Below are 14961 nucleotides of genomic sequence, written 5' to 3' on the forward strand. Positions count from 1 at the left end.
TACCCTATGCAGCGTTATCGCTGCCACTTCAGGGACAGGAGTGGCAGCTTATTTTTTCCGCGACCTAGTGTCGCACCTATTATGGGTACACCTTCCCACCCTAGACATTCCAGACTAAGCTCCTCCGCACAGTGGACGACCCGATTGTAAGCCGCCCGTAACGTGACACGGATGTGCAATGCAGATAGTCAAGATTGCACGCAAACGCCCTATCCAACGGTCCTTGGCCGCTGAAACTGGTATGAGCGTGTAGTTTGGCTTGCAGCGCACTACATATCACCCGCAGGGAAGCGTTACATGGTATGTCTGCCTGAGCCTTTCCTCAGGGTGCCAAACGGCCCTCTGAGCAGGCTGGAAAGGCCGCAGAATCAGCTTCAGGGAGCAATTGCAAAGCGTTGACCGCGTTGCAATGGATACCTGCTTTCTCCATACTTGCGACCGCTTTTTATTCCAAAAAAATACTCCAACCGTGGAACCTTAGAATGAGCACAGCAATCAGTCCGACTGCTTATAACTATAAGGTAGTCCGCCAGTTCGCCATTATGACGGTGGTCTGGGGGATCCTTGGCATGGGTCTTGGTGTCTTTATCGCCTCGCAGCTTGTATGGCCCGATCTGAATCTGGGTTTGCCGTGGACGACTTTCGGACGCTTACGCCCCTTGCACACAAACCTGGTGATCTTCGCCTTTGGTGGTTGTGCACTATTTGCCACTTCTTATTACGTCGTGCAGCGTACCTGCCAAACGCGTCTTATTTCCGACGGCATGGCGGCCTTCCATTTTTGGGGATGGCAAGCGGTCATTGTCGGCGCAATTATTACGTTGCCGCTGGGTTATACGACAACTAAGGAATATGCCGAACTGGAATGGCCTCTTGCCATTTTGCTGGCCATCGTCTGGGTCACCTACGGTGCGGTGTTCTTCGGAACCATCGTCAAGCGCAAGACCAAACACATTTACGTCGGCAACTGGTTCTACGGCGCGTTTATTGTGGTAACGGCGATGCTGCACATCGTCAACCACGCGTCGCTGCCGGTGTCGTTCTTCAAGTCTTATTCGGCTTACGCGGGTGCAACTGACGCCATGATCCAATGGTGGTACGGCCACAACGCAGTAGGTTTCTTCCTGACCACCGGCTTTCTGGGGATGATGTACTACTTCGTTCCCAAGCAGGCCGAGCGCCCGATCTACTCGTATCGCCTGTCCATCGTGCACTTCTGGGCGCTGATCACCCTGTACATCTGGGCCGGCCCGCACCACTTGCACTACACCGCGCTGCCCGACTGGGCTCAGTCGCTGGGTATGGCGATGTCGATCATTCTCCTGGCACCTAGCTGGGGTGGGATGATCAACGGGATGATGACCTTGTCGGGGGCGTGGCACAAACTGCGCACGGACCCGATCCTGCGCTTCCTGGTGGTCTCCCTGGCGTTCTACGGCATGTCGACGTTCGAAGGCCCGATGATGGCCATCAAGACGGTTAACTCGCTGTCCCACTACACAGACTGGACCATCGGCCACGTACACGCCGGCGCATTGGGCTGGGTGGCGATGATTTCCATCGGTGCGCTGTACCATATGATTCCGAAAATCTTCGGCCGTCCGCAGATGCACAGTGTCGGCCTGATCAACACGCACTTCTGGCTGGCAACCATCGGTACCGTCTTGTACATCGCTTCGATGTGGGTCAACGGCATCACCCAAGGGCTGATGTGGCGTGCAATCAACGACGACGGCACCCTCACCTACTCGTTCGTCGAAGCGTTGCAAGCGAGCCACCCGGGCTACATCGTGCGCGCCATTGGTGGCGCTTTCTTCGCCAGCGGCATGCTGTTCATGGCGTACAACGTGTTCCGCACCGTACGCGCCTCGGACCCGGTTGAAGCTGAAGCCGCGGCTCAGATCGCTGTTGTTGGAGCTCACTGATGAGACACGAAGTACTCGAGAAGAACATCGGCCTGCTGGCCTTCTTCATGGTCATCGCCGTCAGCATCGGCGGCTTGACCCAGATCGTTCCGCTGTTCTTCCAGGACGTCACCAACAAGCCGGTCGAGGGCATGAAGCCACGTCCGGCGCTGGAACTCGAAGGCCGTGACGTGTTCATCGCCAACGGCTGTGTCGGCTGCCACTCGCAGATGATTCGCCCATTCCGTGCTGAAACCGAACGCTACGGTCACTATTCAGTGGCCGGTGAAAGCGTCTGGGATCACCCGTTCCTGTGGGGTTCCAAGCGCACCGGTCCAGACCTGGCCCGTGTTGGCGGTCGTTACTCTGACGACTGGCACCGCGCCCACTTGTACAACCCGCGCAACGTCGTGCCTGAATCGAAAATGCCAGCCTACCCGTTCCTGGTAGAAAACAAGCTCGATGGCAAAGACACCGGGAAGAAAATGGAAGTCTTGCGCACGCTTGGCGTTCCCTACACCGACGAAGACATTGCCGGTGCAAGCGCTGCCGTGAAAGGCAAAACCGAAATGGATGCATTGGTCGCCTACCTTCAGGGCCTTGGCACCATCATCAAAAGCAAACGGTGATATTGATGGATATCGGGATGATTCGAGGCCTTGGCACTGTCGTCGTGATGGTGGCGTTTATCGGTCTGGCACTGTGGGTATTCAGCGGGCGACGCAAGTCCGAGTTCGACGAGGCAACCATGCTGCCTTTCGCGGATGATCCCGAAGCCGTCAAGCACGTCGAGCAAGAACGCGCGTCTAGGAGCAACAAAGAATGACTACTTTCTGGAGTCTGTACGTCACAGTCCTCAGTTTGGGCACCATTTTCGCCCTGACCTGGCTGCTGTTGTCGACCCGCAAGGGCCAACGCAGTGAATCCACGGAAGAAACAGTGGGCCATTCCTTCGACGGTATCGAGGAATACGACAACCCACTGCCGAAATGGTGGTTCATGCTGTTCATCGGCACCATTATTTTTGCCTTGGGTTATCTGGCGCTGTACCCAGGCCTGGGCAACTGGAAAGGTTTGCTGCCGGGCTATGGTTACCTGGATAACGACAAGAAAACCGAGTTTGCCAATGGCCAGACCGGTTGGACAGGCGTTCACGAATGGGAAAAGGAAATGGCTAAATCGGACGCTCGATTTGGTCCGATCTTCGCAAAATTTGCGTCGATGCCCATTGAGGAAGTAGCCAAGGACCCCCAGGCCCTGAAGATGGGTGGTCGCCTGTTCGCCTCCAACTGTTCGGTTTGCCACGGCTCTGATGCCAAGGGCGCCTATGGCTTCCCTAACCTGACCGATGAAGACTGGCGTTGGGGCGGTGATCCGCAAACCATCAAGACCACGATCATGGGTGGCCGTCATGCGGTCATGCCAGCGTGGGGAACGGTGATCGGCGATCAAGGCGTACGTGACGTTTCAGCCTACGTCATTACCCAGCTGGACGGTCGCAAACTGCCTGCGGATGCGAATGCCGATCCCGTTGCGGGTCAAAAAGTCTTTGCCGCTAATTGCGTGGCCTGCCACGGCGCGGAAGGCAAAGGTACGCCGGCAATGGGCGCACCTAACCTGACCCATCCGGCAGCGTTCATTTACGGTTCGAGCTTTGCGCAACTGCAGCAAACCATCCGTTATGGCCGTCAGGGTCAGATGCCTGCGCAGGAACTGTTGCAAGGCAATGACAAGGTTCACTTGCTGGCCGCGTACGTTTACAGCCTTTCCCATGGAGAAAAGGCTGCTACTGCTGAGTAAGGTTTGAAGGCAACGCACAGCGGCCCCGCCAATGAATATTGACGGGGCCGTTTTTTTAAGTGTTTTACTGCGTCTTCAGCGTTGCGATGGGACGGCGAGCGCGCCAGTCGTTATTTTCCACAACGCTGACCGTCAACCAGGCGTTGTCCTCAGACAGGGTGGCGATCAGATAGCCACCCCTGAACGCGGCGCTGCTCAAGTACACCGGGACTTTGCCAAAGGTACGAGACTCAGTCGTGTATTTTCCCAAGTGCGAGTGAAGATGACCCGCGAACACCGCCACCACACCATAGCGCTCGATCATCTCCCTGAATCGATGGATCATCCGACTGTCACCTTTCCATTCGTTAGCGCTCCACCGGTTCGGCTTGTGCATGTTCAAAATGATGATTTTGCCCTGCGCCCGTGCGGCTTGCAGGTCACGTTCAAGCCAGTCAAGCGCGTGGGTAATTTCATACTCGCGCTTGTTGAACAAGAACGGGTTACCGGCGGTGAATTTGACCTCGTAAGTAGGCTCGTTATTTAACTGCACCCAATGTACGTTCCCCATAGTGCGCGAGTACGCCAGGCTTCCGTAGTAAGCCCTGCCAAATGTTGCATCCCTGGCGGCGAGGTCCATGCCGTCCACCTTGCCCCAGTAGCGATCGACAAAGTCGCTGACACTGCCGCCCGCACAGGCATTGAGCAGGCAATCGTTTACATTGTTGGCGTAATCATGATTGCCCAAACCGTAGTCATATTCGTCATTCAACAGTTTCGCCAGCGTCCCACTAACATAACTACGTTCGGAGGCATGCCCATAGGCGGTCATGTCGCCGTTGATCATCACCGGCACTGCTTTGCTGCCACCATGATGGTCGCGGAACTCCCGAATGCTGGTGTATTGCGCTTCAATGAAGGCAGCCGAACGAGTGTTCCTGTCCGACGCTGTTTCTTCGCCGCCGTCATGGGACTTATCGGTCCAGGGGTATTGAGGATCTGACGCAAACACCATGTGGGTGGGCGTGTCGTCGGCGTACGCCAGAGGCAAAAATGTGGCACATAACAGCAGCGCCATACAAGCGGAGCGCCTGGTAGTCGAAGGTGAGTTGCTTGTTGAGTTGTGCATGGAAATCCTTTTCCTTTATTGCCCGAAAGTACGTTAAAAATGGCGTCATCCATTGACCCCGAAACAGTAAACCCAAGGCCGGCGACGCCGTCCAGCGACCTGATGGGTTCTTGATACTTTCATCCAGATCATACGGCCCAAGGGTGATTCTCTCGCACGTGAACGGCCAGTGGACCACCAACACCGGTGCCGCATGTGGCGGTTTGAGGGCGCCTTAGCAAGCGTGATGGCGAACATGCGATATCAGACACAACAGCGCGAAACCGTGCGTACCTAAACCAACAGTTCCACCAAAACTGCCCATAATTCTTACATTCATTGATACAGGTCACCTACATGCACGTTCACATTCGCCCAACGCGGCCAAAGGTCGCACACTTGAGCTAGAGTCAAAGGCGTATCATTGGCGCCTTGGCGACACTTCTTTTTGACCCCGGCTGGCATGTACTGGCCGAGGCATTTTTCCACTGCCGTGGGACGCATTAATGAGCAATCAGATTCCGGTTCACAACGTTACGCCGCCTAAAAACGACAACAACACGGTCGATCTCTACGCTTCACGAGAAAAAATTTATACCCGCGCTTTCACCGGCCTGTTTCGTAACTTGCGGATGGCGGGCGGCGCCGGTTTGTTTCTGCTGTATTTCGGCACGGTCTGGCTCAATTGGGGCGGTCACCAGGCCGTCTGGTGGAACCTGCCAGAGCGCAAGTTCTACATCTTCGGCGCTACTTTCTGGCCACAGGATTTCATCCTGCTGTCTGGAATTTTGATCGTCAGTGCCTTTGGCCTGTTCTTCATTACTGTGTTCGCCGGGCGTATCTGGTGCGGCTATACCTGCCCGCAAAGCGTCTGGACCTGGATTTTCATGTGGTGCGAAAAAATCACCGAAGGTGATCGCAACCAACGTATCAAACTCGATAAAGCGCCGATGTCGGCCAACAAGTTTCTGCGCAAACTCAGTAAACACAGCCTGTGGCTGGTCATTGGGTTTGTCACCGGCCTGACTTTTGTCGGCTACTTCGCCCCCATCCGCGAACTGACACTCGAGTTTTTCACCGGACAGGCGGACGGCTGGTCGTATTTCTGGGTCGGCTTCTTCACCCTGGCCACTTACGGCAACGCCGGTTGGTTGCGCGAGCAAGTGTGTATCTACATGTGCCCGTATGCGCGCTTCCAAAGCGTGATGTTCGACAAAGACACACTGATCGTGTCCTATGACCCGCGCCGCGGTGAAAAGCGTGGCCCACGCAAGAAAGACATCGACTATAAGGCGCAAGGCCTGGGCGATTGCATCGATTGCACAATGTGCGTACAAGTTTGCCCGACCGGGATCGATATCCGTGACGGGCTGCAAGTTGAATGCATCGGCTGTGCGGCATGTATCGATGCCTGCGACACGATCATGGACAAGATGGACTACCCACGCGGGTTGATCAGCTACACCACCGAGCACAACCTGTCGGGGCAAAGGACCAACAAGCTGCGCCCGCGCCTGATCGGTTATGCACTGGTGCTGCTGGTGATGATCGGTCTGTTGGCCAGCGCATTCTTCATGCGCTCGCTGGTGGGTTTCGACGTCAGCAAAGACCGCGTGCTCTACCGGGAAAACGCTGAAGGACGGATTGAAAATGTCTACAGCCTGAAAGTGATGAACAAGGATCAGGTCGATCACACCTACGTGCTCGACGCCACCGGCCTGCCTGACTTGAAACTTCAAGGTCGGCGTGAATTCAAGGTGCCTGCCGGTGAGATTTTCACCATGCCGTTCGAGCTGTCGAGCGCGCCGGAGCAACTGCCGTCGAGCACCAACGAGGTGACATTCATCCTTAAGGACGCCGATAACAATGGCAGCCAGGTTCAAGCCAAGAGCCGCTTCATCGGCCCACACATTCGATAAGAGACAACTGTCATGCCCGTAGCAACTGCCTCTAGCCCCTGGTACAAGCACATTTGGCCATGGATCATTATCGGCATCCTCGCGTTCTCCACGACCCTGACGTTGGCGATGGTCACCATCGCGGTGAAAAATCCGGACAACCTGGTCAACGACAACTATTACGAAGCCGGCAAAGGCATCAACCGTTCGCTGGACCGCGAACTGTTGGCGCAAACCCTGAAAATGCACGCCTCTGTACACCTCGATGAGTTGACCGGCGAAGCCGACGTGCGATTGGTCGGCGATAGCCAACCCGAAACCCTGGAGCTCAACCTGATCTCCCCTACCCAACCGGAGAAAGACCGCAAGGTCGCGCTGACTCGCAGCGCCTCGGAGCCGGGGCGTTATATTGGTCAATTGGCCGACAAGGTCGAAGGGCGGCGTTTTGTAGAGGTGCTTGGCGAGGACAAGGGTCAAACCTGGCGTCTGTTCGAGGAAGAACAAATCAGCCATGACAAAGACCTGACCCTGGGCGACGAGCCGCTGCAAGGTGCGGAAGATTTGAAAAACTGATCCATGTCCATTCCAACCCCCTGCTACCACTGTGCACTGCCGATTCCTACCGGCAGACGCTTTACCGCCGATGTACTGGGTGAAACTCGCGAATTCTGCTGTCCGGGCTGTCAAGCAGTGGCCGAGGCGATTGTCGCGGGCGGTCTGGAAAGCTATTACCAGCATCGCAGCGAAGCATCGTCCAATCCCGCCGAACTGCCGGTGCAGTTGGTCGATGAACTGGCGTTGTATGACCGGCCCGATGTTCAAGCGCCATTTGTGCGCCATGACGGCGAACTCGCCGAAGCAACGCTACTTATGGAAGGCATCAGCTGCGCCGCTTGTGGCTGGTTGATCGAGCGCCATTTACACAGCCTGCCCGCCGTCGCCGAAGCCCGTTTGAATTTGTCTAACCACCGCCTGCTCGTGCGCTGGACAGACAGCGAGATGGCGTTGAGTCAGGTACTTAGCGAATTGCGCACCATCGGTTACGCCGCGCACCCTTATCAGTCAGACCGCGCGGCCAAACAACTGGCCAGCGAAAATCGCCTGGCCTTGCGTCAGCTCGGGGTGGCGGGTTTGCTGTGGTTCCAGGCAATGATGGCGACCATGGCCACGTGGCCGGAATTCAACATGGACCTTAGCCCGCAGATGCACACCATTCTGCGCTGGGTTGCGATGTTCCTCACCACGCCCATCGTTTTCTACAGCTGCACCCCGTTCTTTCGTGGCGCCCTTCGTGATCTACGCACCCGACACCTGACCATGGACGTCTCCGTCTCGCTGGCCATTGGCAGTGCCTACGTTGCCGGCATCTGGACAGCGATCACCGGGGTCGGCGAATTGTATTTCGATGCGGTGGGCATGTTTGCCCTGTTTCTGCTGGCGGGTCGTTACTTGGAGCGACGCGCCCGGGAACGCACGGCGGCAGCCACTGCACAGCTGGTCAATGTGTTGCCGGCGTCCTGTCTGCGGCTCGGCAGCGACGGTCATAGCGAACGTATCCTGCTCACGGAATTGCGTCTCAACGATAAGGTATTGGTCTATCCCGGTGCGGTATTACCGGCCGATGGCAAAATTCTCGAAGGCATTTCCAGCGTCGACGAGTCGCTGCTGACCGGTGAATATTTACCCCAGCCGCGGAGTGTTGGTGACTCGGTAACGGCGGGCACGTTGAATGTCGAGGGCGCGCTGACGGTGCAGGTTTTGGCGCTGGGCCACGACACACGACTGTCTGCCATCGTTCGCTTGCTCGAGCGCGCCCAAGCGGAAAAACCGCGTCTGGCAGAAATCGCTGACCGCGCTGCCCAATGGTTTCTGTTGTTATCGCTGATGTCGGCGGTGGTGATTGGGCTGGTCTGGTGGCAGCTCGACGCTTCACGAGCGTTCTGGATTGTCTTGGCCATGCTGGTCGCAACTTGTCCGTGCGCGCTGTCACTGGCGACGCCCACGGCACTGACGGCGGCCACCGGTTCATTGCACAAGCTGGGGCTGCTGTTGACTCGCGGGCATGTGCTGGAAGGCTTGAATCAAATCGATACGGTGATTTTTGATAAAACGGGGACCCTTACCGAGGGTCGATTGGCAGTGCGCACGATCTTGCCCCTTGGTCGAATAGACGCCGACGCTTGCCTGGGCTTGGCGGCAGCACTGGAAAACCGTTCGGAGCACCCGATAGCTCGGGCTTTCGGTCGTGCTCCGGTCGCCGCTGACGACGTGCATAGCACGCCGGGTCTGGGTTTGGAGGGCGTCGTCGGCGAACGTCGCTTGCGCATTGGCCAGCCAGCTTTTGTCTGCGAACTCAGCGGGTGCAGCGTTCCGCCAATCCCCGACGACTCTGGCCAATGGCTGTTGCTCGGCGATACTCAGGGTGCCCTGGGCTGGTTCGTACTGGACGACCGCCTGCGTGCCGATGCCCCCGCACTGCTGGAGGCCTGCCGGGCTCGTGGCTGGAAAACCTTGCTGCTGTCCGGCGACAGCTCGCCGATGGTGGCCAGCGTTGCCGCCGAACTGGGAATCGACGAAGCACACGGCGGCCTGCGCCCGGACGACAAACTCAAACTACTGCAAGAACTGCATCGACAAGGTCGCAAAGTATTGATGCTCGGCGACGGGGTCAACGATGTGCCGGTGCTCGCCGCCGCCGACATCAGCGTGGCCATGGGCTCGGCCACCGACCTGGCTAAAACCAGCGCCGACGCCGTGTTGCTGTCCAACCGCTTGCAGGTACTGGTCCAGGCGATCAATCTGGCGCGGCGCACGCGCAGGGTAATCATCGAGAACCTGCTGTGGGCCACTCTGTACAATGGGCTCATGTTGCCGTTTGCCGCCATGGGCTGGATTACCCCCATCTGGGCGGCGATCGGCATGTCCCTCAGCTCGTTGACGGTGGTCCTGAACGCCTTGCGCCTGACCCGAGTGAAGGGTATGCAAGATCAGACCACGTCATTTCACACCCGCCCGTTGCCGACATGAGTCGACAACCGGCTTCGGAGGCTTCATGCCGGCTCTCTATGTGATGATTCCTGCGGCGCTGCTGATCGTCGCGGTCGCCATTTACATTTTTTTCTGGGCGGTAGACAGCGGCCAGTACGACGACCTCGATGGCCCGGCGCACAGCGTGTTGTTCGACGATCAGGACCCTCAGCACTTGGCCGCCATGGAGCAAGCCTCGGGTCACAAACCTGAAGCCCATAAACCCCAACCTGACGCCGAAGCCAACGTCGAGAAACCTCCCCATGCTTGAACTGGCGCCCCTGCTGGTGTCGGCGCTGATCCTCGGCTTGCTTGGCGGCGGGCATTGCCTGGGTATGTGTGGCGGCCTGATGGGCGCGCTGACCCTGGCAATCCCCAAGGAACAGCGCAGCCGCCGCTTTCGCCTGTTACTGGCCTATAACCTGGGGCGAATTCTCAGCTACGCCACCGCCGGTTTGTTGATCGGTCTCGCAGGCTGGGCCGTGGCCAGCAGCCCTGCCGCCATGGCGCTGCGCGTGATTGCGGCGTTACTGCTAATCGCCATGGGCTTGTACCTGGCGGGTTGGTGGAGTGGCCTGACGCGTATCGAGAGCCTCGGTCGCGGCCTGTGGCGTTATATACAGCCCGTTGCCAGCCGTTTGCTGCCGGTATCGAGCCTGCCTCGGGCATTGCTGCTGGGCGCGCTCTGGGGCTGGTTGCCCTGCGGCCTGGTCTACAGCACCCTGCTGTGGTCGGCCAGCCAAGGTAATGCGGTTGACAGCGCGTTGCTGATGCTGGCTTTTGGCCTTGGCACTTGGCCGGTACTGCTCGCCACCGGGCTGGCAGCGGAACGCACCACAGCGATTCTGCGCAAACGCGGCGTGCGCATGGCAGGCGGCGTGCTGGTCATCCTGTTTGGCCTGTGGACTCTGCCGGGACCACACCAACATTGGCTTATGGGTCATTAGCTCGGTTCTGCATAGGCCTGCGGGAGGTCGCCCGTCGTCCAGACGCCGCGCTGTCGCGCAGCAAACACTATGAACTGCGCCCCAAAAGTTGGACACCTTCCAACAACTTGGCTCCTAAAGAGATCTAGCACACGGCTGTTTGATGTATATCAACATCGATAAAAGCACTCATCCCTAGACTTGCAGCCACTGTCAGCCTCTCTGGGGAATGTCCGCATGCTCGATGCCATCCATTGGGATTCCGATCTGATCCGCCGCTACGATCTGGCGGGACCGCGTTATACCTCCTACCCCACCGCCGTACAATTTCAGACGAAGGTCGGCGCCTTCGATTTGTTGCACGCCCTGCGCGACAGCCGAAAAGCGTTACGTCCGTTGTCGGTTTACGTGCACGTGCCGTTCTGCGCAAACATTTGCTATTACTGTGGCTGCAACAAGGTCATTACCAAAGATCGGGGGCGGGCACAGCCCTACTTGCAGAATCTGCAGCGCGAGATCCAGGCGATCGCTTGCCATCTCGACCCACGGCAGCGTGTAGAACAGCTGCACTTGGGTGGCGGCACGCCGACGTTCCTTAGCCATGACGAATTACGCCAACTGATGGCGCACCTGCGCAAGCATTTCAATTTGCTGGATGACGATTCAGGCGACTACGGCATCGAAATCGACCCGCGGGAAGCGGATTGGTCGACCATGGGCCTGCTGCGGGAGCTGGGCTTTAACCGGGTCAGCCTCGGCGTGCAGGACCTGGACCCTGACGTGCAGCGGGCGGTCAATCGACTGCAAAGCCTGGAAGAGACCCGCGCTATTGTCGACGCCGCGCACACGTTGCAATTTCGCTCGGTGAACATCGACCTGATTTACGGCCTGCCAAGACAAACCCCTGAATCCTTCGCCCGTACGGTGGACGAGATTATCGCGCTGCAACCAGATCGCCTGTCGGTGTTCAATTACGCGCACCTGCCCGACCGCTTCATGCCACAGCGGCGGATCAACAGTGAGGACTTGCCGTCAGCCGGACAAAAACTGGAAATGCTTCAGCGCACCATCCATCAACTGACCGGCGCCGGTTATCGCTACATTGGCATGGACCACTTCGCCCTGCCCGATGACGAGTTGGCGATTGCCCAAGAGGAATCAACCCTGCAACGCAACTTCCAGGGCTACACAACCCACGGCCATTGTGACTTGATCGGTTTAGGCGTTTCAGCGATCAGCCAGATTGGCGACCTGTACAGTCAGAACAGCAGCGACCTGAGCGAATATCAGAGCTTTTTGTCCAGCGACCAGCTCGCTACCAGGCGCGGCCTGCTGTGCAATGCCGATGATCGTCTGCGCCGGGCGGTCATTCAGCAATTGATATGCCATTTCAACCTGGACTTTGCTGGCATTGAATACGCCTTCAACGTCGATTTCAGAGGTTATTTCAGCGAGGTGTGGCCGCAACTGACCGCCATGGCCAACGACGGTCTCATCGCAATCGATGAGAAAGGGATAACCGTGTTACCTGAAGGTAGGTTGCTCGTGCGCTCGGTGTGCATGGTCTTTGACGCCTACCTGAACCCGCACAATCGGCAGCTCTTCTCTCGCGTCATATGAACCTGTGTTCATACGAGCCGAGGGTGCTCTGAGCGTTGCCCCGATGTGACGAGGCAACGTTCATGGCCGGGTAAGATCAGCCGCTTTGTTGCAGCAGTTGGGCCAACTGAGCGGTGGCGGTGCTTAACGAGGCGTTTAATTGACCCAGCGTCGCCTGAAGAGCACCTGCCTCAGCTTGTTTCTGCTCAGCTGTCAGATTTTTGTTTGCCTGAATCTTGGACATTTCAGCCTGTTGCTGAGCGATCTGTTTTTCGATGTCCTGGATACGCTTTTCCAAAACCTTAACCGGGTCCGTGCTATCCGCAGCGGCTTTGGAAAGTCCTGCGCCGGAAATATCGACTTTGACCCCAGGCTTGGCGCCGCTGGCGGTAGCAGTGTCTGCGGCTGCACTGGCAGTGGCGGCGGCCGTGGCAGCAGCGGTGGCTGCAGCTGCTTTGGTGGCCGGTGTAGAAAGCTGCAAACCAGTGGTGCTGGTGGATCCGAGGTTGACGGACAACATGGGCGAAGCTCCTGGGAGGATGCGATTACCGTCTATCGGCAGTATTTTCAGGATCTTTAATAAAAGTAAAGCGCGCATCTGCATTTACTGTCTCAAGAGATTGCATCGGCACTGGCAGAAATTACTCACGCTGAGTTACCCTCACAACTAATGCGTGTTTACCAAAAGGATTTTCCGATGTCCGAGCCAGTCAAACTGCGCGCTCACAATCAGGCACACTGCAAGGACTGCAGCCTCGCCCCTTTGTGCCTGCCCCTTTCCTTGAATCTGGAAGACATGGACGCCCTTGACGAGATCGTCAAACGAGGCCGTCCGCTGAGAAAAGGCGAATTTCTGTTTCGCCAGGGTGACGCATTTGGCTCCGTATACGCGGTACGTTCCGGTGCGCTCAAAACGTTCAGCTTGAGTGACAGCGGCGAAGAACAAATTACCGGTTTCCACTTGCCCAGCGAACTGGTTGGCCTGTCGGGCATGGACACCGAAACATACCCCGTCTCTGCGCAAGCGCTGGAAACCACCTCTATCTGCGAAATTCCCTTCGAGCGCCTTGATGATTTGTCGGTGCAACTGCCGCAGTTACGTCGGCAGTTGATGCGGGTGATGAGCCGGGAAATCCGCGACGATCAGCAAATGATGTTGCTTCTGTCAAAAAAGACTGCGGACGAACGCATTGCTACGCTGCTGGTCAACTTATCGGCCCGTTTCCATGCCCGCGGGTTCTCGGCCAATCAGTTTCGCCTGAGCATGTCGCGCAACGAAATCGGCAATTTTCTGGGTTTGGCGGTGGAGACGGTGTCCCGTGTATTCACCCGCTTCCAGGGCAGTGAGCTGATTGCGGCCGAAGGCAAAGAAATCCAAATTCTCAACCCTATCCAACTCTGCGCGCTGGCCGGTGGCGCAATGGAGAGCTGAAACGTGGGATTCAGGGCGGCTGGGCGTTAGACTAGCGCCAGCCACCCTGCCCAGGATCTATTCGATGATTTTCGACGAATTCAGCTTCAAGTCCCTTATTCGCCCCGTACTGGACTTCCCCAAGCCAGGCATTATCTTTCGTGACATCACACCGCTGTTTCAATCGCCCAAAGCCCTGCGCCTAGTGATGGACAGCTTCATTCAGCGCTATATCGAGGCCGACTTTACCCACATCGGTGCGATGGATGCCCGTGGGTTTCTGATTGGCTCGATCATCGCCTACGAACTGAACAAGCCGCTGATCCTGTTCCGCAAGCAAGGCAAACTGCCGGCAGATGTGTTGTCGCAGGCTTATCAGACTGAATATGGCGAGGCCTTTCTTGAAGTGCACGCGGACAGCCTGTGCGAAGGCGACTCGATTGTGATGTTCGATGACCTGATCGCCACCGGCGGCACCCTGATCGCAGCCGCGAGCCTGGTACGGCGCATGGGCGCACACATCTACCAAGCGGCCGCGATTATCGACCTGCCGGAGCTGGGCGGTTCGCAGCGTCTGGAAGAAATGGGGATTCCAACGTTCTGCCTGACCAGTTTTTCGTTGTCAGAGAAGTAGATCCGCAACAGTAGGGGCGCGCTCCTACAGGGCTATCGGCTTACGCCCTGCAAACGAATGCGCCAGGGTGCCGCCGTCCACCAATTCCAGCTCCCCGCCCAAGGGTACGCCGTGGGCGATGCGTGAAGTGATCAAGCCTTTGTTGCTGAGCAGCTGAGCAATGTAGTGCGCGGTGGCTTCGCCTTCGACCGTGGGGTTGGTGGCCAGGATGATTTCGCTGAACGTACCCTGCTGTTCGATACGGGACAGCAACTGCGGAATCCCGATGGCCTCAGGACCCAGCCCGTCCAGCGGCGACAAGTGGCCTTTAAGCACAAAATATCGACCGCGAAAACCGGTCTGCTCTACGGCATATACGTCCATGGGGCCTTCGACCACGCATAAAATAGTGTCATCGCGACGGACGTCAGAACACTGTGGGCACAGATCGTCTTCGGTCAGGGTGCGGCACAATCGGCAGTGGCCTACGCCTTCCATGGCTTGGCTCAACGCCAGCGCCAGACGCGAGCCGCCGCTGCGGTCACGCTCCAGCAGTTGCAGGGCCATGCGTTGCGCAGTTTTTTGCCCGACACCTGGCAATGTACGCAAGGCATCGATCAATTGACGAATCAGGGGACTGAAGCTCATGGAGAAAGGTCCGACAAAACAACGAGACGCGGTTTATACCCGCGCCTC

General features: G+C 57.5%; 15 protein-coding genes. 12 read left to right on the plus strand and 3 right to left on the minus strand.

From position 1 onward, the window contains the following. The first annotated feature begins 482 nt into the window (after positions 1–482). Genes ccoN through ccoP form a run of 4 tightly spaced genes read left to right on the plus strand, consistent with a single transcriptional unit; the run spans position 483 to position 3704 of the window. The gene (gene ccoN / locus JWR17_RS11185; RefSeq protein ID WP_299831185.1) at positions 483–1925 is read left to right on the plus strand and encodes a cytochrome-c oxidase, cbb3-type subunit I; all 1443 of its coding nucleotides are present in this window, start codon (positions 483–485) and stop codon (positions 1923–1925) included. Then, the gene (gene ccoO / locus JWR17_RS11190; protein WP_299831188.1) at positions 1925–2533 is read left to right on the plus strand and encodes a cytochrome-c oxidase, cbb3-type subunit II; all 609 of its coding nucleotides are present in this window, start codon (positions 1925–1927) and stop codon (positions 2531–2533) included. Before ccoN ends, ccoO begins: the two co-directional genes overlap by 1 nt. A gap of 5 nt (positions 2534–2538) precedes the next feature. Next, complete coding sequence (locus JWR17_RS11195) at positions 2539–2730, plus strand: cbb3-type cytochrome c oxidase subunit 3 (protein ID WP_299831191.1); 192 nt, start codon at positions 2539–2541, stop codon at positions 2728–2730. Next, positions 2727–3704 carry a cytochrome-c oxidase, cbb3-type subunit III gene (ccoP, locus tag JWR17_RS11200; RefSeq protein ID WP_299831194.1) on the plus strand — a complete coding sequence of 326 codons (978 nt, stop codon included), beginning with the start codon at positions 2727–2729 and terminating at the stop codon, positions 3702–3704. The genes JWR17_RS11195 and ccoP overlap by 4 nt, the downstream gene beginning before the upstream one ends. A gap of 64 nt (positions 3705–3768) precedes the next feature. Here ccoP and JWR17_RS11205 read toward each other — a convergent pair whose 3' ends face one another. Beyond that, the gene (locus JWR17_RS11205; protein ID WP_299831197.1) at positions 3769–4761 is read right to left on the minus strand and encodes a metallophosphoesterase; all 993 of its coding nucleotides are present in this window, start codon (positions 4759–4761) and stop codon (positions 3769–3771) included. A gap of 536 nt (positions 4762–5297) precedes the next feature. Between JWR17_RS11205 and ccoG the strand changes: the two genes are divergently transcribed. From ccoG to hemN, 6 genes are all read left to right on the plus strand, one after another. Further along, entirely contained in the window at positions 5298–6710 is a 1413-nt protein-coding gene (gene ccoG, locus JWR17_RS11210) for a cytochrome c oxidase accessory protein CcoG (RefSeq protein WP_299831200.1), read from the plus strand. 12 nt (positions 6711–6722) lie between these two features. Continuing rightward, positions 6723–7262: a FixH family protein gene (locus JWR17_RS11215; protein ID WP_299831203.1), complete on the plus strand. Its 540-nt coding sequence runs from the start codon at positions 6723–6725 to the stop codon at positions 7260–7262. 3 nt (positions 7263–7265) lie between these two features. After that, the gene (locus JWR17_RS11220) at positions 7266–9716 is read left to right on the plus strand and encodes a heavy metal translocating P-type ATPase (protein ID WP_299831206.1); all 2451 of its coding nucleotides are present in this window, start codon (positions 7266–7268) and stop codon (positions 9714–9716) included. Between the two features lie 25 nt (positions 9717–9741). Continuing rightward, positions 9742–9987, plus strand: a complete 246-nt coding sequence (gene ccoS / locus JWR17_RS11225) for a cbb3-type cytochrome oxidase assembly protein CcoS (RefSeq protein ID WP_299831209.1) — start codon at positions 9742–9744, stop codon at positions 9985–9987. Next, positions 9980–10663 (plus strand): sulfite exporter TauE/SafE family protein, encoded by a 684-nt coding sequence (locus tag JWR17_RS11230; RefSeq protein ID WP_299831212.1) that lies wholly within the window; start codon positions 9980–9982, stop codon positions 10661–10663. Before ccoS ends, JWR17_RS11230 begins: the two co-directional genes overlap by 8 nt. A gap of 216 nt (positions 10664–10879) precedes the next feature. Continuing rightward, complete coding sequence (hemN, locus tag JWR17_RS11235) at positions 10880–12262, plus strand: oxygen-independent coproporphyrinogen III oxidase (protein ID WP_299831214.1); 1383 nt, start codon at positions 10880–10882, stop codon at positions 12260–12262. A 76-nt stretch (positions 12263–12338) separates the two neighbouring features. Here the strand turns inward: hemN and JWR17_RS11240 are convergent, their stop codons facing one another. After that, the gene (locus tag JWR17_RS11240; RefSeq protein ID WP_299831217.1) at positions 12339–12761 is read right to left on the minus strand and encodes a hypothetical protein; all 423 of its coding nucleotides are present in this window, start codon (positions 12759–12761) and stop codon (positions 12339–12341) included. 177 nt (positions 12762–12938) lie between these two features. On the opposite strand from JWR17_RS11240, the gene fnr reads away from it, so the two are divergent. Then, entirely contained in the window at positions 12939–13673 is a 735-nt protein-coding gene (fnr, locus tag JWR17_RS11245; protein ID WP_299831220.1) for a fumarate/nitrate reduction transcriptional regulator Fnr, read from the plus strand. A gap of 64 nt (positions 13674–13737) precedes the next feature. Further along, positions 13738–14286: an adenine phosphoribosyltransferase gene (locus JWR17_RS11250; protein ID WP_299831223.1), complete on the plus strand. Its 549-nt coding sequence runs from the start codon at positions 13738–13740 to the stop codon at positions 14284–14286. 24 nt (positions 14287–14310) lie between these two features. On the opposite strand, the gene recR is transcribed toward JWR17_RS11250, so the two are convergent. Continuing rightward, positions 14311–14913: a recombination mediator RecR gene (recR, locus tag JWR17_RS11255; protein ID WP_299831226.1), complete on the minus strand. Its 603-nt coding sequence runs from the start codon at positions 14911–14913 to the stop codon at positions 14311–14313. Positions 14914–14961: the final 48 nt, after the last annotated feature.

Origin of the sequence: Pseudomonas sp., assembly GCF_028293835.1 — a bacterium.
GTDB lineage: Bacteria > Pseudomonadota > Gammaproteobacteria > Pseudomonadales > Pseudomonadaceae > Aquipseudomonas.

Bases quoted from the DNA above. Each gene is read 5' to 3' on its own strand.
- ccoS (WP_299831209.1), top strand. From the start codon at position 9,742: ATGCCGGCTCTCTATGTGATGATTCCTGCGGCGCTGCTGATCGTCGCG.
- JWR17_RS11220 (WP_299831206.1), top strand. From the start codon at position 7,266: ATGTCCATTCCAACCCCCTGCTACCACTGTGCACTGCCGATTCCTACC.
- JWR17_RS11195 (WP_299831191.1), top strand. From the start codon at position 2,539: ATGGATATCGGGATGATTCGAGGCCTTGGCACTGTCGTCGTGATGGTG.
- fnr (WP_299831220.1), top strand. From the start codon at position 12,939: ATGTCCGAGCCAGTCAAACTGCGCGCTCACAATCAGGCACACTGCAAG.
- ccoN (WP_299831185.1), top strand. From the start codon at position 483: ATGAGCACAGCAATCAGTCCGACTGCTTATAACTATAAGGTAGTCCGC.
- ccoG (WP_299831200.1), top strand. From the start codon at position 5,298: ATGAGCAATCAGATTCCGGTTCACAACGTTACGCCGCCTAAAAACGAC.
- recR (WP_299831226.1), bottom strand. From the start codon at position 14,913: ATGAGCTTCAGTCCCCTGATTCGTCAATTGATCGATGCCTTGCGTACA.
- hemN (WP_299831214.1), top strand. From the start codon at position 10,880: ATGCTCGATGCCATCCATTGGGATTCCGATCTGATCCGCCGCTACGAT.
- JWR17_RS11215 (WP_299831203.1), top strand. From the start codon at position 6,723: ATGCCCGTAGCAACTGCCTCTAGCCCCTGGTACAAGCACATTTGGCCA.
- ccoP (WP_299831194.1), top strand. From the start codon at position 2,727: ATGACTACTTTCTGGAGTCTGTACGTCACAGTCCTCAGTTTGGGCACC.
- JWR17_RS11230 (WP_299831212.1), top strand. From the start codon at position 9,980: ATGCTTGAACTGGCGCCCCTGCTGGTGTCGGCGCTGATCCTCGGCTTG.
- ccoO (WP_299831188.1), top strand. From the start codon at position 1,925: ATGAGACACGAAGTACTCGAGAAGAACATCGGCCTGCTGGCCTTCTTC.
- JWR17_RS11250 (WP_299831223.1), top strand. From the start codon at position 13,738: ATGATTTTCGACGAATTCAGCTTCAAGTCCCTTATTCGCCCCGTACTG.
- JWR17_RS11205 (WP_299831197.1), bottom strand. From the start codon at position 4,761: ATGGCGCTGCTGTTATGTGCCACATTTTTGCCTCTGGCGTACGCCGAC.
- JWR17_RS11240 (WP_299831217.1), bottom strand. From the start codon at position 12,761: ATGTTGTCCGTCAACCTCGGATCCACCAGCACCACTGGTTTGCAGCTT.